Genomic DNA, 23,770 nt, shown 5'->3' with positions numbered 1-23,770 from the left:
GAATGGCCCATTAAAAAAATGGCTGATTGCTGGTCAAATCGTTTCGCGCCGTCTACATTGCATATTGCATCCAGATACGCATGCGTCGTCGCAATTTTCGCTGTCCACGCACCTTTCAAGCTTCGCTATGCATTTTCCTGGCCGTAGTGGTGAACGGAGGTAACAATGGATAAGGCCGCTCGATATCTGCTTCGATTTCGTGACCATGGCGCCCATCCGATTTTGGAGCATAAGAAGATTATCGACGAACACGAGACGTGCTGGTGGGGATGGTGGAAACGACCATACGAAAGTCCAAATCTGGAGTTTTGGGCGGACATTTGTTCTGAGATCGATAGGGTCGGCCACATATACATTGCCCTCGCCGACCTCGACGAGACGGACGTCGGCTTCAATAATGTGTATTTTGCGCGTGCTATCAAAGCGATTGTTCCGAGCGAGCTGCAAGATGAACCTGCAGAAGTGCCAGAGGACGACCGCGAGACGAGAGTTGCTCCTTATTACGATAGTCACGCTCCTAGCTACGCGTGGCTAAAGTTTGACGACATCACAAAACCTCAAAAATTCTTCGGATTGTATTCATATGCAGTAGCACCCGATCTCTTAAACGTGGACAAGAAATCGGTGAAGTTGCTTGAGGGGAAAGTAATAAATGATGCGCAAGAGTTGGCCTGCATGAATGTTTCGATGTGGTCGATCAGGAAGAAAGAACCAGGAGACCTCGAAAAAGAATTGCTTTTCGTATTCGGAAATAATGGCCCGGTAACACCCACAAGTCAAAACATCATCCATTGCGTCGGCGATACCATACTCCATATTAGCGATCCGCATTTCTCCGTTGACTCGCATCGTGCGCAGCATGTGTGGAGACTCGAAAGTGAAGATTCAAGAAACCCTCCAGCTGGTGTCGGGAAGACTTCTATGGCAGATGCGATAATTCAGTCATTGAAAAATTCAAATGTGAAGGTCGGTCTCGTAGTAGCGACGGGAGATTTCACCTTTAAATCCCATCCAGACGAGTTTGAAGAGGCTGCTCGTTCCATACGTAAGATTCTCAGATTCTTGCAGCTAGAAGAAGACCGTCTCATAATCGTGCCGGGCAATCACGATATTGCATGGACCGAAGACAAACCGATTAGGGGTAACAAGGAGCTCGTCGTACGGGTGGCCGGGGATGATGCTAATAGGGAATATTGCTCATTCTACGAAAAATTGTTAGGTCATCCACCGAGTGACCATCTCTCGATGGGGCGAAGATATGCCTTCCCCGCTGGAATGGTCGTCGAGATCTGTGGGCTGAACTCAAACAGCATAGCGACCGGGAAGAAATTCCTAGCCGGGATGGGTGTCATCAACGAGCAAGCATTCGGGGATGTAGCTATTAATCTTGGTTGGAACAGTATGAGCAGTTCGGCACTTCGTATCATTGCCGTACATCATCACCTGGCAGTTACCGAAAACTACGAGGAAAAGAGCGACTATCTCAGGGGATATGGCTTGGCTGTGAATGCGGTTCGCGTACAGCGGCAAGCAGTGCAGTATGGCGTTCAACTCGCATTGCACGGACACAAGCATCGGGCGTTCGTCTGGCGGTCAACGGTGTATGAACTTCCCGAGGAGAGAAACGAAATAGTGGAGCCGAGTGATTTGTCCATACTTGGTGCTGGTAGCGCGGGATCTGTCGAGACAGAAGCGAAGTCTACGTACTTCAATCTGATTAAGGTATGCGCGTCAAAATTGTCTGTCGGCATATATAGCTCAAGAGAGACCGGCGAGTTTCGACGAATCGCCAGATACGAGGCGGATTACCGCATGTCCAGCGGCCGGCTTCTGTTGGACCAGTGGCGGCAACTTCCGCCGAGAGCAACGACGCCTTTATAACTGGGAGGTGGTATTGGCCGCATGGATAGCTTAGGTGTGTTATCCACCGTCACGCTTCCGTGTAGCGGACAGCCCCTCATTGCCAGAGCAGTAAGATGCGCAGCAAACTGTAAATGGAACTTCTCAGAATAGCCTTTCTGGGAATCAGTGCGCATGTACGCGCTACCGACCTAAGAATGCTGTATCGGTCAACCAATGGCTACGACCCGACTACGCTACGTACAGCGACCTTGATGCGCTCCGAAGGGATGACGTGTCTCAACGCCCGGTCGCGCTGGCTACCGTCCATCAGGAGCTCGGGTAGCGCGATTCACGGCTACGTAGACCAGGAGTCATCGCTCGTTCCGAACTACCAGACTGAGGGCTTCACGTTCAGTCTTCACAGACCATGTTCGATTGGGGTGCGCTTCAGGACCTGAGAGATAGCAGTCTTGAGGTTGAGCAGGCCCACATTGCTTTTGCGAAAAGTGAAATTGACCTCATCCTTCGCCTGTGCACTGCTTATTTTGCGGTTTTGAGCGCACAGGAAGACAGGAAAGCCGCTCGCAAGCATCTGATTGCGTTGCAGGAACAGGAGGCAGCCGCAAAGGAAAACTATCGGCTCGGCAACAGAACGATTGTCGATGTGCAGGATGCCCAAGCCGGCGTTGCAGCAGCGCAGGCCGATGAAGTTGACATGGCAACGCCTCGAAGGTGCGTGTCGTGGAGCTTGAGAGCATCGTAGGAAGGTGGACGGGCGAGCTGGCGGGTCTGTCGCAGGCTAAGGCATTGCCGGAACTCTACCCGTTGCAGGCGTGGGCATGGGCGCAAACAGCAAGAGAATGATTTTGACGCAAGAATCCAGCAGCTTCAAGTTGCGCGCGCACATACGCATACCTTGAAGACCCGTTATTCAATGTTGCCGTCCGTAGCCGCTATCGCGTCGTTCAGCCGAGGCAATGCCCAACTACATCAACGGACAGGATAACTTCATCACGGGCGGCCCTGCTGCCTCCTCCGCGCAAATCGGGATTCAGATTACCATCCCGCTGTTCGATGGGTTGTCGAATCATAGCCGGACGCGGGAGAATCTTGCGCTGGAAGACACGGCGGCGGACCTCGAAGTTGCCCGGCAAAATGCCACGCAACAGGCTCAGCAAGCCTTTCTGGGGTATGAGGGTGGGCGCACCCGGGTTGCAGCCCTTGAGCAGGCTGTGCATTCAGCTCAAACCTCGGTCGAGTTCAACGTCAAGGCGTACCGCAACGGTGTACGCCTGAATTCAGATGTCTTGGCAGCAGAAGACCGGTTGTATTCCCAGCAGCGTAACTATATCGAAGCACGTATTGCAGCGCTGATGTGGGGCGTCCGGCTGAAGGACTCAACTGGCCAGCTTGATGAAGAGGACGTGCAGCAGCTTAACAGTTTGCTGGACGTTTCACCGGGAGTATGAGCGAATGTGGAAGAGCAGTTTACGGTTAGTTGGTTCGCGGTTCGTTCTCATGCTCGCCTTGGCTTTATGCGCGATGGTTACGAAGCCTACATCTGCTGACGAGGGGGTCTTCTGGGAAGCGTCCGCGCCTGGGCGGCCCGTCTTGTTGTTGATGCCGACCTTGCACATTCTTCCAGACCCGGCACAGGATATTGATGCTGTGCTGCGTCAGGCCATTATGCGGGCAAACTCCGTCGTGATCGAGTCACCGGTAAGAAACCCGACCCAAGCCGAACAGGATGCGGTCACGCGAATGGAGGTGTATCCCCCGTCAGACAGCCTCGAGAACTACTTCGACGTGGCCAGCCTCGATGCATTGCACGTCTGTGCTGAGAAGGCACACATACCATATTCCGTTTTTACGCGCCTCAAGCCGTGGGCACTGGCGGTCCTCGTGGCAAATCGCCTGAAGGCACCGCCAGCCTACACTGGATTCGAGATTCGAGTAGGACAAGACGCGCGGGCTGCGCACAGGAACTTCGCCGCACTGCTGACCATTGAAGAGGATATGCAGTGGCGGGCAGCCTTGCCTCCCCGCCTCCAGAATATTGAACTTCTGGAATCCTGCAAACGGTTCGACAGAACTATGGACAACCAGCTCATCCAAGACCTGGCCAATGACTGGAGGCAGGGCGACGTCAAGGCTCTCACCGTCGATGCTGAAAGACCCATGGAGCCCGGCGACGTGCCAGAGCTTAAACAAGTCAGCGATTTTACCTATGCACACGGAACATCACTCCTGATGGCCGCCCTATTGAGTGAGCGCATCCAGTCCATGAAAGGACCCACTCTTGTGGGTGCCGGCGGAGGTCATCTGGTCGGACCGTCTTCAATGTTGCCCCGACTGGAAGATGCTGGCTACTCCGTTCGCCGCATTGAACTCGACAAATACCCTGAAATTCCAGCGGAAGGAAAGTGATGCTTCCGGGAATCCCAATCGTTGCTGACCGCTAAAAGCCTCACGAAGAGCGAGCCTGAGGAGGACTAGTTGTTACGTCATGCGCAGAATGAGCCTGGAGGGGTTAGATAATTGTGCGCTCAGCCAGGACGGTGGGTTGTCGATTACCGATCCGGGCATAAAGCAAGTTTTCTAGTTGAACTGCGCCCTGATAGTCGATGCGCTGATGACACTGCAATGTGACTCTCAAGGCACTTTCGTCTCGTCATCGGCGCAACCTCAACGTACGGTGGGAAAACGGGAGAAAACGTGCCGTGTCGCGCCACGTAACACCATCGTTCGTAGCGGTGCGTATTGTCCGGGGCGCCGCCAGAGCCATCACAATTGAGAAGCACGAGTTGACGTCAAAATCACAATAAGAACTAATAAGTCGCTCGGTGCCCGGTGCATGAGCCACGCCCCTATCCTCGCTTCTCCAGCGTTCACCAGCTCAGAACATCAGGTTGTTTCGGTGACGACCCGGTGAAGCACAAACGACATGAGGGGCTTTCCAGCAAATGAATGCCCAGTTACGGACAATAGTTGCTACTCGCGAAACATAGGAAGCTATCATTCAAATGGCTGGACAGCCGATTGAAACGCGCGACCCGAAGCTGCCTTAGACAGAGGTCCGTCAGATGCGGCGATGCTTCGGGTTTGTGCGGACTCGAGAACATCGACACCTCGACCGATAACGCCATTGTGCAAGGCGCTCACTAAATGACTGTCTTCGATAGCCAATAAGAATTGCCGCACTATTTTCTTGGGGGAAAGTATGGTGGAGAAACGCATCATCGCGCGCGCAGTGCTCGTAGCTGTCTGCGGAATCATCTTATCCGGGTGTGCGTCGCAAGTGGTTCAGTCTCAATACTACAAGTCGTATTCGGTAGGGGTCGAACGTACCGCAACGATCGGCGATTCATTCCTCGTGGACCAGAGCGGCTCGATTGAGATAGTCAGGCGGTGGGTTGGTGTGTTGAACTCGCCCGATGGTTGGAAGGAAACGAAAGTATATTCGCAAGATTTCGTGAGGCGGGAACTAATCTACGGTGGACGCTCGGGTGCGACTATTGACGTCTCGTACAGGGAGTTTCGCGGTGGATACGCTGCACCAGCGTTTTATCAGGCTATGAAGTACGATCTGAGCAGTTCATCCCAAATTCGTTTTCAGAATTTCAAAATTGACGTCCGGCAGGCTGACAACGAGAAGATTGTCTACAGAGTCCTTTCAGATCATTGAATAAGCACGTTAAACCAGTAATGGCATCCATGCCGCATTGCAAGTGGGATTCTAAAGGCGTGCATGAAAAAATGCGATTGTTAGGCGAGTCAAACTCGCACATACGCGGAGAACATAAATCGCTGTTTTAAGCGACGGCTTACGTCGAGCCGACAGGCGCATAAAATCGGTCAGGAGCGCCGGCAGCTTGTTGTGCCGCCATCCAGGCGGCTCCCCGTTCTGCAATCTGCTGGATTGCTTGTAAGATCGGCACTCAAATATCTGGCTAACTTCCGGAGGTTAAGTGGAAGGACAACAAGAAATCGCAGTACCAAAGCTGACGGAGGGGGTTGCCGCGGTTGAAGAGATCTCCACGAAGTATGTGGCTTTCTGCGACATACTTGGATTCTCGAACAAAATTGCGACCGACTTCGAGGAGACTCTGAAGGTCTATCGTCAGTTTGGAGAACGCCTAGAGCCCCAACTTTTTGGTAGCGTCCGTATGACGATGTATTCGGATGCGATCCTATTGACCTCCGATGAGCTTTTTCCGCTGCTTAGCGCAGTACAGATCCTGTGGTTTATCGCGCTTACCGAAAACTTGATGCTTCGGGGCGGAATCGCATACGGGAAATACTGGGAAAGACGGCGAGGTGATCATATGATGGTCGTCAGCGACGCCCTTGTAAGGGCCGTCAAAATCGAAGGGATGGTCGGTGTTCCAGCCGTGGTTCTTGCCGATGATATCGAATTGGATATCGGGTACTGGGTTCCAAGGTTTAGCCACGGTCAGTATCAAACCCCTGTCCTGCACTTCAGAGACCGAAATATAGTCAACCCGTTTACGCCATACTGGGGCGTATCTGCGCAGAATCGAGCACGCATGCTCATGGAGGAGAGTCCTGCTCACAAAGAGAAGTATCTGTGGTTCTTAGCTTTGTACAAGGCTGTCTCGGCCGGCGAAAGGTTGGTCCCAGATAGTGCATATGCCGAAATGATCAATAAAGGCATTCTCACACCAGTGCAGGCGTCGACTCAAGACCAAGTCTGTTCTTGAATTATGAAGCTGTCATGGAGTGCGTGGAGAACTACGAGGGGCGATCAGTCGACGGCCTTTTCTCGCTCGCCGAACTTGAAACGATATTTCGCCAAGGCCTCGACGAAGGACCGACACTTAATAGGGACTTTCGACTTGAGTATGCTGACCGGCCGGAACGGGTCGAACCGCGCCTTTCGTGCAATGCGCGCGTCACGAATGATCTCCGCGACTGGGCTGAACGGCCACCGTCGGTCAGTCGAAGCCGGCCCATAGATTTTAAGCGACCCGGCTACAGCAACGAGTTGTTAACTACAGGAATTGCCATTCCGTGCGTCGTGGTGACGCCTCGCGGTGGAGAAATTGTATAGCCAACCGAACGCAATCTCTCGAGAAGCGAACCAGAACCGAAGAAGTGGCCAGCACCAACCGCGATAAGGATCGGTCCTTTGCCGTGAAAATAGTCGTAACGGGCCAATGCAGCTGCAAATAGGTCAGTGTTGGCGCGAAAGATGTACTGATCCGCAGTGTAGTATGCGTCCGACTCCTTCGGGTCACGAGTGATAATCAACCGCTCCAGCCGTTCGGCCTTTCCCGAGACCCATGCGTCCTCTAGTGCACCAAGATCAATTGAGCCAGGCATCTGTACACCTGCAAGGTCTTCGCATGACCCTATCAACATCGCTTCCTGGGCCGTTGACGGCATGTCGCTATACACCTTGATACCTTGTTCGGCCGTCTCCAGATAGATGAGTGGCATATTCTTGGTCGCGGCTATCGCTGCCAGCCGTTGGTCGATGCCTTCGTAGTTCAACATTTGCGGTACCCCGGCCTCAGGAGCATTGGTATCCGAAGTTTTCGCTCTGTATATCACCGCCAATGCCGCCAGCCACGGTTTCAGCTGGAAAAAATTCAACACACCTTGTCCACTTTGCCGCGCGCATCGCGCAAGCCGCTCGGGAGTTATCTCATTCACGTGATTCGTAATATTGTCGCTCGTCGGATATACGCCATAGCGCCTAAGCATCCCTGCCATTTGCGCTGGCGGCGGATTCAGCGGTGCTTCGAGTACGATTGCTTGAACACTATCAACCAGTGTTTTAAGCGATGTATCGATCCGAGGATCGTCGAATAAAAGACGATGAATGGTCGGGACCAGCAGCAAGGTGGGATGGTCCGCCAACGTTGCAGTCCACACCATCAGGGCAACGTTGTTACTCGGTGATGTACTCTCGCCTCTCGTCTTGCGGCCAAAGGAATGGGCGTGCGCGAGGTTCATCGTCGCCATAGCAAGCATGACGCATGCGGTGATCACGGCAATGCGCCCGGTAAGTCGCATCGCAGTAGTCGTCAGTCGAATGTCAAGGCCGAAAACTGCTAGCCCGTGCTGCGGTCGTTGCATGAGTTGCCTCCGACTTGTCGCAATTGTGTATTCGCACAGCAGACTATGCGTTTCGCTCGCATGCGTCTAGTGAATCGACATCAAACATGGTCGACTCGATTGACGTTATCATTTAGCCCGCTGGAGACCTATTAAATTCCTAATATATTCGAGGCAGGGAAATGTGGAAGTGGATTCTTGGTGTTCCGATTGTTCTGTTTGTACTTGTTATGTTCATTGGATACGCGCACGAACAGACGCCTGAAGGAAAAGCGTACGCGCACAAACGGGAGATCGCCCAGTTTTGTGAGCGCGAGAAAGACAAGCAAGTTGTAACCGATACCCAGTATCAGGTCAACTGTGACGCGTTCGCAGAGGAAATCGTCGCTCATGAGCAGCCAAACACGGGAGTGCCAGACTTCACCGGAAACATGGAAGTCCAGGCACCGCCGACTCACTATGAACGCATGAAACAGGATGATCCGCATTTCGACATTAGTGCGGTTACCCATAAACAGTGGCAAGCAAAGTGCCGCACGTATCTGAAGTATGACGAAGGCTTAACTGCGAAAGAGAGAAAGCAGATGCCCACCTGCGAACAGGAGTGGAAGCAGCTCACCGCAGCGAAATAGGCGTCTTCCTGTCTAACCGGCGACAAGAATAGGGGCGCAGGGCTGCTTTGTTTGCAAGTAGAGCATGCGCCCAAAACGAAGCATCGATGTTTTTTGTTGAGACGCTAAGTCTCGTCTCTGCGCTCCTCAAAATCTGCACAGCAGCGACAAGTAGAAGATAAAGCACGAGCGACGACCGATAACTAGCCTCATCTACACGCTAAACTCAGAATCTGATGTCGGTGGCGGATTCTATTTTTGATATCGTGCCACACGGTACTATCAATACCCCGTAGAACGAACGAAAACAGCGCATGTCCCTTAGCGAAAACCAAAAATCCTCGTCTATGCTTGAAAAACGGGTGCGCGGGCTCGAAAACGAACTGTTTGCAGCGAGAGAAGCGATATTGAGTTTGATGCCTGCGCCTTTGCAGGCCGCCCTGACCGGCTTTTACACGGTAGAGTCGCGCGACGAGGCACATCAGTGGCGCGAGGAAGTCGTACAGATCATCATTGACCACGCCAAACCGCTACCAAATATCACCGTTTCATTCGGCAAGCGAGCCATGTGCCCACTTTGCGGCGAAGGCAGCCCTCGTCCGAACGACGACGGGTTCTTGCTTCCCGACGGGTTGCGTCGTCACATATTCGGTCTCGGCAACGGACGTCAGTGCGTGGTCAGCAAGGCTGCTTTTGCGCTCGCGAAAGATCACTGGGCCACTCGGTTCCGATCGGCAGTAGACGAACGGCTTACATCCTCTGTCGAAACTGTTCAGTTCCGTCGGGGGTTGGAAACACTTTACCGAATGGCGCCCAACGGCCCAGCCCTGCTTATGGAAGAAGGGTTATCTACTTTTCGTGGACTCCGCGATGCAACCAGCCTTGCCTGGGCCGAGGTACGCCTGACGGAGCTTGGGTTCTCGGTGACAGTTCAGAATCGGGTGAAAACATACACTCGCGAATATCCGGAGTGGTCGATATTCGCGGACCCACGGGAAAAGGGAGAAATAGTATTTAGAGTGTTTGGGAAGTCCGTTGGCGTCGACGGTATCGCCAAATTTACCCTTCCTGACCGATGGAAGCACGACCTTAATAAAAAGTTTGGCGCGGCCGTGGCAGCAGCGGTAGCGCGCCCATAAGGCAACACTGGCAGTGTGCACTGCCCCGACGCCTTTTCTCCGGCATATCCCGATGCTTTACCATGTGCTGCATTTCTATGGTGCTGGTGCAAATATGAAGCTCGACCCCGTTTCTCTGAACCTGTTCATCGCGGTTGTTGAGGAAGGCAGCATTGCGGGCGCCGCTGAGCGAGAGCACATTGCGGCTCCTGCCGTGAGCAAGCGGATCAGCGCGCTTGAGGAAACCTTGCGTACGACGTTGCTCACCCGACACCACAAGGGCGTCGAGCCCACAGCGGCGGGATATGCGCTGCTAAACCTATCGCGTCGAGCAGTCAACTATCTGGATGACATACACAAGGAAATGCTCGACTACGCGTCGGGCACACGCGGGCAGGTGCGCGTCTTTTCCAACATCTCCGCGATCACGCAGTTCCTTTCGGATGATCTCGCGACGTTTCTCGGCGATCATCCTGGTGTGGAAATCCGGCTTGAGGAGCGCAATAGCCTCGTGACACTTCGATCCGTGGCCGAGAATGCGGCGGACGTTGGTATCTTCACCGTCGAGGCGCACGCGGAGGCTGTAGTGACGCTTCCCTATGAGGAAGATGAACTGAGCGTGGTGGTTCGTAGCGACCACGCGTTGGCTGGCCGCAAGAGCGTGCGCTTCGAGGAAACGCTGGAGTGGGATTTTGTCGGCCTACGCACCGGGAGCGCCATCAACACACAATTGACCCAAGTCGCAAACCGTCTTCAAAAGGACTTCCGGCTTCGGATTCAGGTGACCGGCTACGACGCGCTCTGCCTGATGGTCTCGGCGGGGCTAGGGATCGCCATCGCCCCTCGAAATCTGACGAAGCTGTTCGTCAAACGCCTCGGTGTCACTGAGGTGCCGCTGGCGGAACCTTGGGCGCATCGCCACCTTGGGATCGCCATCAGAAACCGCGAAAGCCTTTCCCCGGCAGCCGAAGCGCTCGTCACTCACCTGCAAACCAGAGCGGCCTCCAGACGGACAAAAAATAAATAGAGCCATAACGGTTCGTTACGGCTGACTCGCCAAAGAGTAATTCACGGGCTGAGGCTATTTCGCCATCATTCGATCCACACCAAACCTCGTGGAGACAAATGATGAGCAAAGCCCTCTATGAAATCGCGCTGCTGCCCGGTGATGGTATCGGCCCTGAAGTTGTCGACGCTGCCGTTCGCGTCCTGAACGCTGCTGCCAAAAACGAAGACCTCAAGCTGTCGTACAAGACTTACGAAGCTGGCGCGAATCTCTACCAGCGCACCGGCGAATCGATGGCCGAAGCAGACGCAGTGGCCGTTGGCGAGGCGGACGCGGTCCTGCTCGGCGCGATGGGCCTGCCCACCGTTCGCAAGGCAGACGGCACGGAAATCGCGCCGCAGATCGATTTGCGTGAGCGCTATGGTCTCTTCGCAAGCCTGCGCCCCTGCGAACTGTTTCCGGGCGTCCCGACCCGCGTGAAGGCAGAGAAGGTCAACATGCTCGTCATCCGTGAAACGACTGAAGGTCTGTTCGCGGGCCGTCACGACAAGCAGGAACCGAGCGACGAAGCCGTCAGCGATCGCCTCACGATCACCCGCGCTACCAGCGAAAAGCTCTTCGAAGTCGCTTTCGAACAGGCGAAACAGCGCCGCGCTTCGCACGGCACGCCCGGTCACGTCACGCTGCTCGACAAGTCAAACGTGCTGCGCAGCAATGCATTCCTCCGCAAGGTGTTCGATGAAGTGGCAGAGCGCCACCCGGACATCGGAACAGCACGACTTTACATCGACGCGGGTTCGATGATGTTCGTGACCAACCCGGAGCGTTACGACGTCGTGGTCACCGAGAACGTCTTCGGTGACATCACCTCGGAAATCGCTGCTGGCGTTGTTGGCGGTCTCGGCGTGGCACCCTCGGGCGACGTTAGCCTCAAGCACGGCATTTTCCAGCCGAGCCACGGTAGCGCACCGGACATCGCTGGCAACGGTGTCGCAAACCCGGTCGCGACGATCCTGTCCGCCGCCATGATGCTCGAATGGATTGCTCAGCAGCAGCACGATCCGCGTTGCGAAAAGGTCGCCGCTGCGATTCGTCAGGCAACGGCAAAGGTTCTTGCATCCGGCCCACGTACTCCCGATATCGGCGGCAATGGCAACACGGAAAGCGTCACGCAGTCGATCGTCGACGCGCTGAACAGCTAAGGAGCGCACGATCATGGCAAAGGTAGCAATTGTCGGATGCGGAGCAATGGGCTCCGTCTATGCCGGATTGATGGTCAGCGCAGGTCACGAAGTGCATGCAATCTGTCTGTGGCCCGACCATGTCGCCGCAATGCAGGAAAAGGGTTTGCGCGTTGAAGGTGCGAGCGGCGATCGCACTGTTCCGATCCACGCCAGCACGACCACGGACGGTATCGGTGTCTGCGATCTCGTGATCATCGCCACAAAGGCATTCGATATCGAAGCAGCGTCTCGCGCGTCCGAGCAGCTTGTGGGGCCGAAGACGGTGGTGCAAACGATCCAGAATGGACTGGGCTCTGCGGAAAAGGCTGCTGCGATCCTCGGCGACAGCCGGGTTGCTGTGGGCGTTGTCGGTGGATTCGGCGCGTCCATCCGTGCTCCGGGCCACGCGCATCACAACGGCATGGAGATGATTCGGTTCGGCGCATACCGCGGTCTGCCGCGCGAGGAACTCGAAGCATCCGCTGAAATCTGGCGTTCCTCCGGCTTCAAGGTCGCAATCTTCGACGACCTCGATCAGATGGTGTGGGAGAAGCTGATCATGAACGTCGCCTTCTCTGGGACGACCTGTGCAACGGGCATGACCATCGGTGAAGTGATGGCAAATCCCAGCGCCTGGAGCGTCGCGAAGGGAGCCGCTGAAGAAGCGATCGCCGTGGCGAAAGCTGCTGGCATCCGTCTGGACGTGGGTGACCCCATCGAGCACATTCGCAAGCTCGGCAGCAAGATCCCGAACGCACGCCCATCGATGCTGCTTGACTACAACCTCCGTCGCCGTGGCGAGGTTGAGGCCATCAACGGGTCGATTTCGCGCGAGGGGCGCAAATATGGCGTCCCCACGCCGGTGAACGATACGGTGGTCGCGATCATCAAGGCGCGAGAAGCAGGATTCACCGAATGATCAACGTTCCCCTCTCCCTGACGCGGAGAGCGGGAGTGAAGTGATCCCAAAGAATAACGTGGGTATGTGGCTCGGGCTGCATGCCCATACCCCTGCATCCAACAACAACTAAAAAGAACATTTATGGAGACACTCATGAGCCACCAATCGACCTAGAGCCTTCGCGTCATGTTCGACAGGACGCCCCGGGCGTTACTGACTGACGTCGACCGATATCTACCGGGATCACCCGGGCTTAACGTCACGGACGCTGCGCGCAATAGCGCGTGCGGTATCTGCCCTTTACTGAGACATAAGGGGAAGCACATGCTTATCAATAGGGCATTGGAAGGAGGCGCGAATATGCGCGATGCCGAGTCCGCGCTCATGCTGAAGGTCAAACTTCGCGTGATCCCGCTGATCATCGTCTGCTATCTGTTCGCGTGGTTCGACCGGATCAATATCAGCTTCGCGAAGTTCCATCTGCAAAAAGAGCTTGCGCTGAGCGATACCGCATATGGTATCGGTGCAGCGCTTTTCGTCGTTGGTTACGTCGCCTGCGAAGTTCCGAGCAATCTGTTCCTCTACAAGGTCGGGCCGAGGAAGTGGATCGCACGCATCATGGTCTCATGGGGACTCGCCACAGCGTGCATGGTGTTCGTCCGTTCAGAGACAACGTTCTACATTGCGCGTTTCATCATCGGTGCGATGGAAGCGGGTTTCGCTCCGGGCGTGCTGTACTACCTGTCGACATGGTTCCCTGCGAAACACCGAGGGCGTGTGACCGGGCTTCTTTTTCTCGCACTCGCCGCCTCGGGCGTCCTTGGCGCACCTTTATCCGGCTTCATTCTGGGCCATTTTGACGGCGTTGCAGGAATCCCCGCGTGGCACTGGATATTCCTTATCGGCGGATTGCCTTGCGTTCTGCTCGGCATCATTGTGCTGTTCCGATTCGATGACCGGGTCGAAGACGCGACCTGGCTGACCGCTGAAGAGAAAACGCTGCTGCGTTCGAAGCTCGACGCCGACGCGAAGAAAGTCGTGAGCCATTCGTTTTTGGGGGCATTGAAGTCGCCGGCCTTTCTGGTACTGGCGCTCGCGTACTTCCTCGTGCAGATCGCGTCATATGGGATGAACTTCTGGATGCCGCAACTTCTGCGCACCTCTGGAGTGCGTGACGCGACCACAATCGGCATGCTGACCGCGCTTCCGTATCTGTTCGGCGGCATCGCCATGCTGATAATGGGCCGGCTGGGAGATCGCACCGGAAACCGCCGCATGACGTTTGCAGGCTGCATGCTACTGACTGCCATCGGGTTCCTGGGAGCAGGGATTTTCGACCACAACACTGTTGCGCTGACGATCGCCCTGATTGTGCTTGGCGTAGGAATGTTGACCACCATTCCAGCATTCTGGACTCTACCGCCGAAGGTCGTCACTGGCGCGGGCGCAGCAGGTGGCATCGCACTTATCAACTCGATCGGACAATTGGGTGGCATCGTCAGTCCGGTCATGGTTGGACGTATCAGCGACATGACTGGCAGCACCACGCCTGCGCTCTATACGATCGTCGCTCTTAGCCTTGTGTGCGTCGCGATTGCAATCTGGGTGTTCCCAAAAGAGCTCCGTATGAAGGACATCTAGCGTCGAATTTGTGTCAACCATCCCGGGTAAGCATTGCTCATCGAGCCCAGGCTCGATGGGCCATCATCCGAGACGCGCCAATAGTCGCTCGAAGAGGGATACATGAAGCAAGCGGCCTAGCCACGCGGTCGAACCGGCGCGTCGTGAGCCGGAAGACGGTCGGCACGTGTTCGCAGGCGCCAGGCCCTAAGCCTGAAGAACCTGCATAGCGTTGCAAATGGCGGCGACGCCGCGCTCCGCAATACTGCGGTAACCCAGCCTTGTTTTTTCTCTCCCCCGACAGGCGTCGCCCAACCATTGGCGACCTGCTCCCAGCAAATATCTAGCCTCTATCGCTCAGAGCGGACCGAAAAAATTCGCTCCCTAAATAACCATATCCCATTTTCCGCCGCCGCGAAATATAGATTTTTATTCATCATCTCATTTTAATTTTAGATTATGTATAAATACTTGGATATTTAACTCAACGTATTGCAAATCCCGGTTTCGCCATATATTCTCGACGCTATAGATTTGTTTCAAATACCAATTTACAGCGAATTTAAAATGTCGACCTATGTTTCAACAACAAGTAACCATCAAATTTACGCCGATTGCAAACCATATTCCCTGATCTCGCCCCCTCCTCGCCCTGAATGGTTGAGCGAGAACGCTTATCGGACATTCACGCTCGCAGAAAGCAACAGGAGCGTCGAACTCGTCGAACGCGCCACAGCCTACTGTTTCAAAGCTCTCGCACAGACGTGGGAATGCCAGACGCTTAGCTTCTGGAACTCGATCGATACCAACGATCTCTTTCTCTGGCTTCAGATGGACGAACCAGAACTGGCCATTTCCATCGCGAATCGAGATCTAAAAGAACACCTGGAGCGAAGAGTTTCTAGCCTTGTTGGTTTGATGAGCAGGGTGGAACTAAACGTACGCAGAATGAAAGCTGCACATATCGACCAAGTCATGATGCACGAAGGAGAGGCCGCCCAGCTCGCTGCGACTTATCTGTACATGCACCAGGACAGCGGGTTTTTCGATGACGACCAGCAGGGTCACTTCGAAGGTTGGTACGACGAGGAAGATGATGATGTCTACCACGTCGAGAAAGAGTACCTCCGCGCACCAGGATATGGCTCATGGGCGACGGAAATGGCAGCGAACGAAATGTTGAAAATCTTGAAGGGTCGCACTTATCTCCATCGGGATACTAAAGTGACGCCGCACATGGCTTCGACCTCAGAATCGTCCAAACTCATTGACGAGATTAGAGCGACGACATTCAGCACGAACACGGCATATATCCTTGACCGCACTGCGCTTCCCGCAGAACTGGCAACAGCGACTAGTGAGCGCGTGTGTCTTGCGGTGACCGTCGACGATGCGTACTTCAAGACCGAATATCTGGCTCGCCTGAGCAAAAGGGACATCAACCTTCAACGCGTGTCCGACAATCCGCACGGGATTCCTTTGCCTGTCTTCGGTTTCGCAGACAATTTGCTTTACCTTGATTCTCAGCACGCCATCGATTTTCTGAAAACTGCTCGCACCGAGCGGGCCTTACTGTATATCGGCTCCAAGCAATGCTGTCTGGTAGTCCATCGTTTCAATCACTTCGCCGAGCTGCTTGCGCTGTTCAGTGAAGACGCATCGGTCCGGCACTATCCCGGCCGACACCCGCTCACCAGCATCGCGAAAATCAACGGAATGCACGATGGCGGATTTATCCCTACATCACTGAAGCGAAATCTCATCAACCTCGTGCGATAAGCATGAGATACCCTGACCAAAGCCGGCTAGTCCATACCGAGTTTAAAATGTCGAATGATATTTTCGAAGCCGCCAACCAAACATTCTACGATGCGGCTGTCGCTTCTCTCGCGTCACAATTCACCAATCTCATGAATGAGTCCTGGCAACCGACTCGTGACCAGATTGCTTTAGCACTGGACCGCGTCTATCGCCCGGTACCACATTTCTGGGAGAGCTTCTCCAAACAGATGGTTCTCGATGCACTAGCGATTGCGTGCCCCGACTGGATGCGACGAGCCATGACATCCGTCGAAAACGGCCCACTTGGCGTCAGGGTAAAGATAACCCAGGAACTGAATGACCGGGTTGTAAATGAGAGCTTTGCTGAGGACATCCTGCGTATGCCTCCTTCAGCACGCCCTCTCAGCACGGAAGCCATATTCGAGTGGCTATGTGCTTACTTGGATTCAAGCGGGGTAATTACGCCACTCGACGATACAAAAGCGTTCCGAGCAGCAGAAAAGATCTTAAATTTCGTTCGATTACTAGACTCTTCGCCCGGACAACAACCTGCCGAAGAAACAGCAACACCGGTTAGCTCCGTCGATTCGGCCAATCAAGCCACGTAAGCACAGACGCGCGTCGTAGTGTGTGCCCGATTTCGCCTACAACCCAAATTTTACGGTAACAAATACTCCATGAACACCGTTGTGAACGAATGTACCGCCTTGTTAACCATCCCTCTCGGAATGGACGACCTAAACGAAGAACTGGCGTTGGAAATTATGGAGGACTGTCGACAAGCTGAAGAGCCCTCTTCGTATAAAACCACTGCAAGCGAGATATTCAATCGAACTGATTTAGACACCGACGAACAGTGTATTGTTATCGCCCTTCCGGGAATCAATTCGGTCGCAGCTCCTCCATCGATTGAACCGCCAACGGCAATTGTTCTGCAGGAGCGAAATGATGGGAAAGGTACAGCTTACCTCCAACTACGGACGGGCCAAGTCTTGCTCGAAAAGCATACATTGGGCGCAGCAAAGCCAGACAGCCGATACCTTTTGCTGTATCTGTTCGATGACCGGCCGGTTCTCGACGTTGTCCCCGCCTCAGAGGCACTTCAGGGGGAAATGTGGCGTCATGAAGTGAGCGCTCAATCCCGTCATTTTTTTGATGCATCGACGCCACAGACCGAGCCAGTCGATAGGTTCCACCTACCAGTGGTTATCCGGCGAGCAATGGTAATCAGTGAAGATGAGGCAACCGCTGATGATGACATTTCTGACTCGCCTGACTACGACCATGAAGAAGTCATCCCCTTTTGACACCGGTTGCTGTCGAGGAAGCCATCGTAGCCTGCATCAACGTATCAACCGTGGTCTGCATGCCCGCTCACGATCCAGCGCGAATATCTGCGAAACCGCTGACCTTATTTGCACGTCGTTATCGACTCGCGCATCCTGCTCTGCCGAGGATTCCTCGATACCTCGCTGATGCGTATTTGTGAATCTTGGACCACTATCGCAGCAAGACCGCGCGGACATCTGACGAAACTCCTCCTGCATATAGACCGCTAAATGGTCGTTAGCGGGTCACTTGGAGGACGACCAGGTGCGGTCAGTCGATCGAACAGCCACTGTGAACAACGCCATCGAGCACGTTGGGAAACGCTTTGCTCGGTCTAGGGAGTTGCTTGTCGCTTTCCGATAATCGAACGTAATCAGCGATACCTTCAAGTTCACACGGACGGCGATAACGTTTACCCGGACTTCGTCGAACGCGAAAAGAGCGTTCGCAGCAGTGCCTTTCTTGGTCCGGTATCTGGCTCTTATACTCGCGCACAACCACGGCTTTGCCCCGTTCGCTACAGTCTCAGCCCGGCGCGCGAGACCTACCTTTCATCGCACGCGAACGCCGAAGGACAGCGCTTGCCCCCTTCGCGATTGCCTTACGCAGACGCTCGCATTTCAAGCCGTTTGCCCAGCTAGCAGTAACCGTTTTTCCGACCACGAGTTGAGGAGACTAGAATGGCAATTAACAACAAACGCAGGATTATCTTGAAGTCATCAGGTGCCGCCGCAGCCACCTCAGTACTCGGAGCCGGCGCTCTTATGAGTCAGATATCCGCCTTCGCAGATACCTCATCTCGCATGTCAAAATCTGACCAATTGCAATTGACCGCCACTCAAGCGGTTACGTTCATACGCGACGGGCGGTTGTCGGCCGCAGCATATATGCTGACACTTCTTGACCGCGCTGAGCATCTCGCCGGATTGAATACGCTCATCAGTCTGAATAGAGATGGTGCTCTGGCGGCGGCCAGGGAAGTCGACGCCAAACGTGCCGCCGGCATTCCCCTCCCACCGCTCGCCGGCCTGCCCATCGTCGTAAAAGACAACATTAACGTGGCGGGAATGAAAACTACCGGCGGCACCCCCGCTTTGCGAGACATGCGGCCAACGTCGAACGCCCCTATGGTACAGCGGCTGATCGACGCAGGCGCCATTGTTCTGGGCAAGGCGAACATGCATGAACTGGCGTTCGGGGCCACCAGTACGAATTTCTCCAAGTTTGCAGGATTCGTGCGCAACCCCTATGACGAGACGCGCGTTCCTGGCGGTTCCTCAGGCGGAACGGCTGCCGCTGTCGCCGCCCGGATAGTGCCAGCAGGTCTGGGCACCGACACGGGCGGGTCGGTGCGCGAACCCGCTTCGCTGTGTGGCGTTGCTGGATACCGTCCGTCCGTCGGGAACGGTGGGTCCGAGAGGCGATACGATGCACAAGGGGTGCTTCCGATCAGCCACACGCGTGACACAATCGGCGTTATCGCACGGACAATGCAAGACGTTGCTTTGCTCGATACTGTAATGAGCGGACGCCCCATAGCAACTGCCGTCGACCTGCGCGGGATACGTCTGGGAGTGCCTGGGAGCTACTGGAGCAACATCGACCCGGAAGTGTCATCTTTGCTAGAGAAAGCGAAATTGACGCTACGCAATGCAGGCATTACTCTCGTTGATGTAGACACGACCGGGCTCGCAGCTCTGGTTGGCGTAACAGGTTTCCCGATCGCACTTCACGAGGCGAAAGTAGACATTCCCGCGTTCCTCACTGAGATGGGCGTCAACGTCACGCTGGAAGATATAGCGGCACAGGTGGCCAGCCCCGATGTTAAACCCATCATGGATGCAGTTATCGAAGACAAGGCTGCAGCCGAATACGCCACTGCTCTGCACGTCAATCGTCCAAAGATGCAATCCATCTTTGCTGCATACTTTGCAGATAACCGGCTGGATGGCATGGTCTTCCCAACTATGGTCGTTCCCGCGCCAGTGATCGATCACGTAACCGGTTCGCCACAGGTTTCTGTAAACGGCGGCCCGCCTGCCTCTTTCTTTGCGGTTGCAACGCGAAATACGGATGCAGGAAGCACGAGCGGCCTGCCAGGTATAACGATCCCGGCAGGCCAAACAGCAAAAGGGTTGCCCGTGGGGTTGGGCCTTGATGGTCCGATTGGCAGCGATAGCAAGTTGCTGGGAATCGCGATGAGCATAGAAGCGACTCTAAGCGTGCTTCCGGCGCCGTCGCTTGGCTAGTCCGCTTTTCCGATGTGTGGCGCGCTTCAGCCTATTGTCTCGCTTCCCGGGCTGAAGCTCCGCGCTTCCATCTTTACGGCGTCTTCGATGTGCCTCCCGAGGCCCGCCTCTCCACCTCTCTTGCGTGCGCCAGCCTCTTCTCGGTTTATCTGCGCAATTCCTTGAGTCCAACGAAGGCCAGCAAACCGACAACTGTGCCCCAGAAGGCCGATGCAAGCCCAGCCAGTGTCGCGCCCGACGCGGTCGTCAACAGCGTGATTGCGCCGTGCAATGCAAAGCAAAGCAAAGCAAAGCAAAGCAAAGCAAAGCAAAGCAAAGCCAGCGAGAATAGCCACGAACTCTTTAGACAATGCGTTGAAAAGCGTCACGATATTGCCGGCGAAAGTTCCCCTCATGAGATAAAAGGCTCCATTCGCTACACCGGCCAGATAGCGTTTTCCAGGGTCGTCGTGAGCGTCCTTCCCCTGTGCATAACGCGGCAGTGACGGCAGCGACCACAATCGTGACACCACCGAAGCACGCAACGCGCATTGATGCAATGCTTGTCACGGAGAGCTCGGACCGCGCGGATACATCATGTCAGGATATTCTCAAAGGCACCATGCCTGGTGAAAACTGACCGGTGAGACTTACGACGACAAGCGGCGAGGCGAAACCGAGTGTGCCAGCGATCGACCACTCTGTTTTGATTAGGATAGGAAGCGTCGGTTCGATAGTAAGCCAGTGTGTATGAGCCATACTCAAGCCGCCCGCAAGCAAAGCACCTGAGCAAGACGAGAACGATACAGTAGCTTGCAAAGCGAAGCCCGAATACCCGGTAAGAGGTAATCGTCCCGCCCGCAAGCACCGGCGTAGCGTTTTCAACCTAAAATGCCCGCATGCCGAACTGAAGAAGAATCTTCGCCATCATGCCGCACGCAATGCCTTTTTGGATGCATTGCGTGAGCTTGGCTGGTTGGTCTTGTGAAAAAGCTAAACGAGGCGTGCCCAGGGGAGAGCCTTGAGCCACATGCGCGACAACGGCTCATTTCGGATTTCACATCTGCTAGCAGAAGTTGTTAGAACGGGTATGAGATGGGCGAATCAAGAACACTAACCCACTGCGTTTGGGTGAACTCGTGATGATTCGCAGGGCCCCCGAACCGTCCACCGTTGCCTGATGCTCCCATGCCACCGAAAGGTACGTGAAATTCGTTGTTGACCGTTTGATCATTGATATGCACCATTCCGGACTTTATTCTCGATGATAATGCGAGTCCGCGAGAAAGCGACCGCGTATGTATGGCAGCCGCTAGGCCGTACGGCGACGAGTTCACGAGTTGCACGGCCTCATCTTCACTATCAAAGACAGTGACGGGCGCGACCGGTCCAAAAATCTCATCCTGGAACGCTGGCATATCCGCTGTCACATCGGTAAGTACAGTCGGTTGATAAAAGAGATCCGAATACTGGCCACCCGTTCGCAAACTGGCCCCTGCCGCTATGCTCTTCTGGACGATGTCGTGAATCCGGTCGCGTTGCTTCTGGTTAATCAACGGGCCCAAATGGACATCTCCGGAATCGGGATTCCCGACCAGAAGAGCTTGTGCTCGTCTCGACAATTTTTCCACGTACTCTTCCGCGATCGAACGGTGCACCAAATGACGACCGGTCTGCATGCATATCTGCCCTTGATGAAGGAACGATCCCCACGCTCCATTTGAGCTGGCTGCATCGACATCCGCATCATCCAGAACGATAAGAGCGTTATTCCCGCCCAGCTCGAGCGCAACCTTCTTCAACATCTGACCGCAGATGCTGCCAATCGACCGACCGACGGGCGTGGAGCCGGTGAACGAGATCATGCCAACCATCGGATGCCTTACCAGAGCATCACCAGCATCCGGTCCGCCTGGGATCACATGAAATACACCTGCTGGCAAGCCCGCGTCAGCCAGTATCTCAGCCATCAATAAACCGGCGGACACTGCGCGCTGGAGGTCCGGCTTAAGAATCACCGCATTGCCCATCGCAAGCGCCGGCGCGACCGAACGCATCCCAAGCAGAATGGGGAAATTCCAAGGTGCGATGACCCCCACTACTCCAATCGGTATCTGCCTGCACATATTCATCCGTCCGACAATCGCGGAAGGATAAAGAGCACCATCCGGTTGCATTGTCATCGCTGACGCTGCCAGAAGTTGCTCGTAGGTAGCATGCAGTTCCCATACTGCCTTCAAGGTTGTCGAGCCGCACTCCCGGATGTTCCAATCGATTATGTTTGCCTCACGCTCCTTCAGCAGCCGCGCCGCTTCCCGGAGCACCTCCGCCCTCTGATCAAATGGCGTAGATGCCCACGCTGATTGGGCACGTTCGGCAGACCGAACAGCGCGATCGATGTCATCTGCGTTCCCGAGACCCACCGCACCTAGCGTCTCGCCAGTCGAAGGATTCACGATAGCCGAGGTGCCACCAATCGGCGAGACCCAACCATCCGAGAATACCCGGCCGTCCCACTCTGTAACATGTTCGATGAAATTCATGCGCACCTCCTTCTGAATTGACTAGAAACCGTCCGGAACGTCGAACGACGATCCTGGGCTTACGTAGATATAAGCTGCCATCCGGCGCTTGGTATCTCTATTGCGCGTCGAGACCTCACATGGGAGATTTCCCCGCCGCCCCTATGCAGCCTTCACCGATGAACGGTCTTAAAGCGGTCGCAATTCAAACCAACGGTCATCCGCAAACATGACTGCGCTATTAACCGGATGCCGCCTTCACTGTCGGCGGCGAAACTCGCCGATTTTTTGAAGGAAGGGCTCAAGCAACGCAATTGACGCCGTTCAGGCAGACCACATTCCCTTCGCGCGCTGGGAGCTTCCGGCCGCTTTCCCAAATGTAATCGCTCGTTAGACCTGACAATGACGCGCAACCGATCTGAGCCAGCGTTCTGTCGATTTCGTCTTTCAGGATGGCCAACACAGCCTCGACACCTTCCTGGCCCTGTGCGGCCAATCCGTAAAGTGTCGCCCGGCCGAGTAGCACCGCTCGAGCGCCCAGTGCGACGGCTTTCACGACATCAGAGCCGCGCCGCACTCCGCTGTCCAGCAGAACGGGCGCGACCAGCTTCGAGGCGGTTTCCTGCAACGTCTGAAGCGGCGCAATGGCCGATTCCAACTGACGTCCACCGTGATTTGAAAGTATCACGCCGTCGGCGCCCAACGCGATGCACCGTTCGGCGTCGGCCGGGCGGCTGAGCCCCTTGATCAGCAGTTTGTGTGGCCATAACCTTCGCAACCACGCCAAATCGTCAAACGAGAAGCTCGCATCCATCTGGCGGCTCATTAGCGCAGCCTGAATCTCAGTGTCCTGCATCTGCTCATCAGCAAAATTAGCGAGTTGCGGGATGCCGTGGCGTAGCAGGTCCGCAGTCCATCTCGGATGAATCGCTCCTTCGAAAACTGTTCGCAGGCTATATTTCAATGGGAAACCGAAACCGTTGCGCATGTCGCGTTCGCGCTTACCGTTAACGCCAACGTCCGTCGTAAGGATTAAGGTCGTGTAGCCTGAATCCATCGCCCGCCTGACCAACTGTGAGGCAAGCTTCCGATGTACGACATAAAGTTGAAACCAGAGCTCTCCATCGCACTCCCTTGCAACCTGCTCGATTGACGCGGTAGATGCCGTCGAAAGCGCGAAAGGGATACCAAACCTGGACGCGGCTCTCGCAAGAGCGAGATCACCATCGGGCCAGAAAATGCCATTTAGTCCGGTGGGCGCGATAACTAACGGTAACCTCTGGCGCTTACCGAAGAAGGTCGTAGTCACGTCTCGTACGCTAACGTCGACGAGTCGATGCGGCTGAAAAAGAACTTCCCGGAATGCATTAACGTTGCGTCGTATTCCGGATTCGTCCTCTGCTCCACCTTCCAGATAATCGAAGACCATCTTGGGCAACCGGTTTTTCGCTAAAGCGCGGAAATCGGCGACGTTAACAGGCTTGCTCATTACGTCCATTCCTTCGGA

The 23,770-nt window shown here is 54.9% G+C and carries 18 protein-coding genes and 1 pseudogene; 16 read left to right on the top strand and 3 right to left on the bottom strand.

Annotation, left to right across the window (positions count from 1 at the left end; translation table 11 throughout):
• Window positions 1-165 precede the first annotated feature (165 nt).
• The 5 genes and pseudogenes from DK391_RS08350 to DK391_RS08325 all read left to right on the top strand — a co-directional run bounded on the left by DK391_RS08350 (window position 166) and on the right by DK391_RS08325 (window position 6,563).
• Window positions 166-1,881 (top strand): metallophosphoesterase, encoded by a 1,716-nt coding sequence (locus DK391_RS08350; RefSeq protein WP_109477536.1) that lies wholly within the window; start codon window positions 166-168, stop codon window positions 1,879-1,881.
• 385 nt (window positions 1,882-2,266) lie between these two features.
• Window positions 2,267-2,605: pseudogene (locus DK391_RS08345) on the top strand (TolC family protein); the annotation flags it as partial.
• Between the two features lie 214 nt (window positions 2,606-2,819).
• Complete coding sequence (locus tag DK391_RS08340; protein ID WP_109477534.1) at window positions 2,820-3,311, top strand: TolC family protein; 492 nt, start codon at window positions 2,820-2,822, stop codon at window positions 3,309-3,311.
• 4 nt (window positions 3,312-3,315) lie between these two features.
• Window positions 3,316-4,269, top strand: a complete 954-nt coding sequence (locus DK391_RS08335) for a TraB/GumN family protein (RefSeq protein WP_162600737.1) — start codon at window positions 3,316-3,318, stop codon at window positions 4,267-4,269.
• Between the two features lie 1,541 nt (window positions 4,270-5,810).
• Window positions 5,811-6,563 carry a hypothetical protein gene (locus DK391_RS08325; protein WP_109477532.1) on the top strand — a complete coding sequence of 251 codons (753 nt, stop codon included), beginning with the start codon at window positions 5,811-5,813 and terminating at the stop codon, window positions 6,561-6,563.
• A gap of 271 nt (window positions 6,564-6,834) precedes the next feature.
• Here DK391_RS08325 and DK391_RS08320 read toward each other — a convergent pair whose 3' ends face one another.
• On the bottom strand, window positions 6,835-7,944 hold the full coding sequence (locus DK391_RS08320) for a TraB/GumN family protein (protein ID WP_109477531.1): 1,110 nt from the start codon (window positions 7,942-7,944) through the stop codon (window positions 6,835-6,837).
• Window positions 7,945-8,105: 161 nt separating this feature from the next.
• On the opposite strand from DK391_RS08320, the gene DK391_RS08315 reads away from it, so the two are divergent.
• From DK391_RS08315 to DK391_RS45240, 11 genes are all read left to right on the top strand, one after another.
• Window positions 8,106-8,555 carry a hypothetical protein gene (locus DK391_RS08315; protein WP_109477530.1) on the top strand — a complete coding sequence of 150 codons (450 nt, stop codon included), beginning with the start codon at window positions 8,106-8,108 and terminating at the stop codon, window positions 8,553-8,555.
• A 293-nt stretch (window positions 8,556-8,848) separates the two neighbouring features.
• Window positions 8,849-9,673, top strand: coding sequence for a hypothetical protein (locus tag DK391_RS08310; protein ID WP_109477529.1), 825 nt, complete (start codon window positions 8,849-8,851; stop codon window positions 9,671-9,673).
• Window positions 9,674-9,767: 94 nt separating this feature from the next.
• Window positions 9,768-10,679, top strand: a complete 912-nt coding sequence (locus DK391_RS08305) for a LysR family transcriptional regulator (RefSeq protein ID WP_109477617.1) — start codon at window positions 9,768-9,770, stop codon at window positions 10,677-10,679.
• A gap of 101 nt (window positions 10,680-10,780) precedes the next feature.
• Window positions 10,781-11,860, top strand: a complete 1,080-nt coding sequence (locus tag DK391_RS08300) for an isocitrate/isopropylmalate family dehydrogenase (protein ID WP_109477528.1) — start codon at window positions 10,781-10,783, stop codon at window positions 11,858-11,860.
• A 13-nt stretch (window positions 11,861-11,873) separates the two neighbouring features.
• Window positions 11,874-12,800 carry a 2-dehydropantoate 2-reductase gene (locus tag DK391_RS08295; RefSeq protein ID WP_109477527.1) on the top strand — a complete coding sequence of 309 codons (927 nt, stop codon included), beginning with the start codon at window positions 11,874-11,876 and terminating at the stop codon, window positions 12,798-12,800.
• A gap of 342 nt (window positions 12,801-13,142) precedes the next feature.
• Window positions 13,143-14,423 (top strand): MFS transporter, encoded by a 1,281-nt coding sequence (locus DK391_RS08290; protein WP_239482757.1) that lies wholly within the window; start codon window positions 13,143-13,145, stop codon window positions 14,421-14,423.
• Window positions 14,424-14,969: 546 nt separating this feature from the next.
• Entirely contained in the window at window positions 14,970-16,181 is a 1,212-nt protein-coding gene (locus tag DK391_RS08285) for a hypothetical protein (RefSeq protein ID WP_162600736.1), read from the top strand.
• A gap of 47 nt (window positions 16,182-16,228) precedes the next feature.
• Window positions 16,229-16,792, top strand: a complete 564-nt coding sequence (locus DK391_RS08280; protein WP_162600735.1) for a hypothetical protein — start codon at window positions 16,229-16,231, stop codon at window positions 16,790-16,792.
• Between the two features lie 69 nt (window positions 16,793-16,861).
• The gene (locus DK391_RS08275) at window positions 16,862-17,491 is read left to right on the top strand and encodes a hypothetical protein (RefSeq protein WP_162600734.1); all 630 of its coding nucleotides are present in this window, start codon (window positions 16,862-16,864) and stop codon (window positions 17,489-17,491) included.
• A gap of 825 nt (window positions 17,492-18,316) precedes the next feature.
• Window positions 18,317-19,762, top strand: a complete 1,446-nt coding sequence (gene iaaH / locus DK391_RS08270) for an indoleacetamide hydrolase (RefSeq protein WP_239482770.1) — start codon at window positions 18,317-18,319, stop codon at window positions 19,760-19,762.
• A gap of 89 nt (window positions 19,763-19,851) precedes the next feature.
• Window positions 19,852-20,247 (top strand): hypothetical protein, encoded by a 396-nt coding sequence (locus DK391_RS45240; protein ID WP_239482756.1) that lies wholly within the window; start codon window positions 19,852-19,854, stop codon window positions 20,245-20,247.
• 573 nt (window positions 20,248-20,820) lie between these two features.
• On the opposite strand, the gene DK391_RS08255 is transcribed toward DK391_RS45240, so the two are convergent.
• Both DK391_RS08255 and DK391_RS08250 read right to left on the bottom strand, forming a co-directional pair.
• Window positions 20,821-22,284 (bottom strand): benzaldehyde dehydrogenase, encoded by a 1,464-nt coding sequence (locus tag DK391_RS08255; protein WP_109477521.1) that lies wholly within the window; start codon window positions 22,282-22,284, stop codon window positions 20,821-20,823.
• A 280-nt stretch (window positions 22,285-22,564) separates the two neighbouring features.
• Window positions 22,565-23,752, bottom strand: a complete 1,188-nt coding sequence (locus tag DK391_RS08250) for an alpha-hydroxy-acid oxidizing protein (RefSeq protein ID WP_109477520.1) — start codon at window positions 23,750-23,752, stop codon at window positions 22,565-22,567.
• Window positions 23,753-23,770 lie beyond the last annotated feature (18 nt).

The sequence above is a fragment of the Paraburkholderia sp. C35 genome (genome assembly GCF_003121405.1).
Lineage (GTDB): Bacteria > Pseudomonadota > Gammaproteobacteria > Burkholderiales > Burkholderiaceae > Paraburkholderia.
Note: the sequence above shows the minus strand (reverse complement) of the source record. Positions and strands in the feature narration are given on the sequence as shown.

What these genes read in the sequence shown, in the direction of transcription:
- DK391_RS08315 (WP_109477530.1), top strand. Translation starts at nt 8,106, where the DNA reads ATGTGGAAGTGGATTCTTGGTGTTCCGATTGTTCTGTTTGTACTTGTT.
- DK391_RS08250 (WP_109477520.1), bottom strand. Translation starts at nt 23,752, where the DNA reads ATGAGCAAGCCTGTTAACGTCGCCGATTTCCGCGCTTTAGCGAAAAAC.
- DK391_RS08275 (WP_162600734.1), top strand. Translation starts at nt 16,862, where the DNA reads ATGAACACCGTTGTGAACGAATGTACCGCCTTGTTAACCATCCCTCTC.
- iaaH (WP_239482770.1), top strand. Translation starts at nt 18,317, where the DNA reads ATGTCAAAATCTGACCAATTGCAATTGACCGCCACTCAAGCGGTTACG.
- DK391_RS08350 (WP_109477536.1), top strand. Translation starts at nt 166, where the DNA reads ATGGATAAGGCCGCTCGATATCTGCTTCGATTTCGTGACCATGGCGCC.
- DK391_RS08310 (WP_109477529.1), top strand. Translation starts at nt 8,849, where the DNA reads ATGTCCCTTAGCGAAAACCAAAAATCCTCGTCTATGCTTGAAAAACGG.
- DK391_RS08290 (WP_239482757.1), top strand. Translation starts at nt 13,143, where the DNA reads ATGCGCGATGCCGAGTCCGCGCTCATGCTGAAGGTCAAACTTCGCGTG.
- DK391_RS08340 (WP_109477534.1), top strand. Translation starts at nt 2,820, where the DNA reads ATGCCCAACTACATCAACGGACAGGATAACTTCATCACGGGCGGCCCT.
- DK391_RS08335 (WP_162600737.1), top strand. Translation starts at nt 3,316, where the DNA reads ATGTGGAAGAGCAGTTTACGGTTAGTTGGTTCGCGGTTCGTTCTCATG.
- DK391_RS08280 (WP_162600735.1), top strand. Translation starts at nt 16,229, where the DNA reads ATGTCGAATGATATTTTCGAAGCCGCCAACCAAACATTCTACGATGCG.
- DK391_RS08305 (WP_109477617.1), top strand. Translation starts at nt 9,768, where the DNA reads ATGAAGCTCGACCCCGTTTCTCTGAACCTGTTCATCGCGGTTGTTGAG.
- DK391_RS08285 (WP_162600736.1), top strand. Translation starts at nt 14,970, where the DNA reads ATGTCGACCTATGTTTCAACAACAAGTAACCATCAAATTTACGCCGAT.
- DK391_RS08295 (WP_109477527.1), top strand. Translation starts at nt 11,874, where the DNA reads ATGGCAAAGGTAGCAATTGTCGGATGCGGAGCAATGGGCTCCGTCTAT.
- DK391_RS08300 (WP_109477528.1), top strand. Translation starts at nt 10,781, where the DNA reads ATGAGCAAAGCCCTCTATGAAATCGCGCTGCTGCCCGGTGATGGTATC.
- DK391_RS08255 (WP_109477521.1), bottom strand. Translation starts at nt 22,284, where the DNA reads ATGAATTTCATCGAACATGTTACAGAGTGGGACGGCCGGGTATTCTCG.
- DK391_RS08320 (WP_109477531.1), bottom strand. Translation starts at nt 7,944, where the DNA reads ATGCAACGACCGCAGCACGGGCTAGCAGTTTTCGGCCTTGACATTCGA.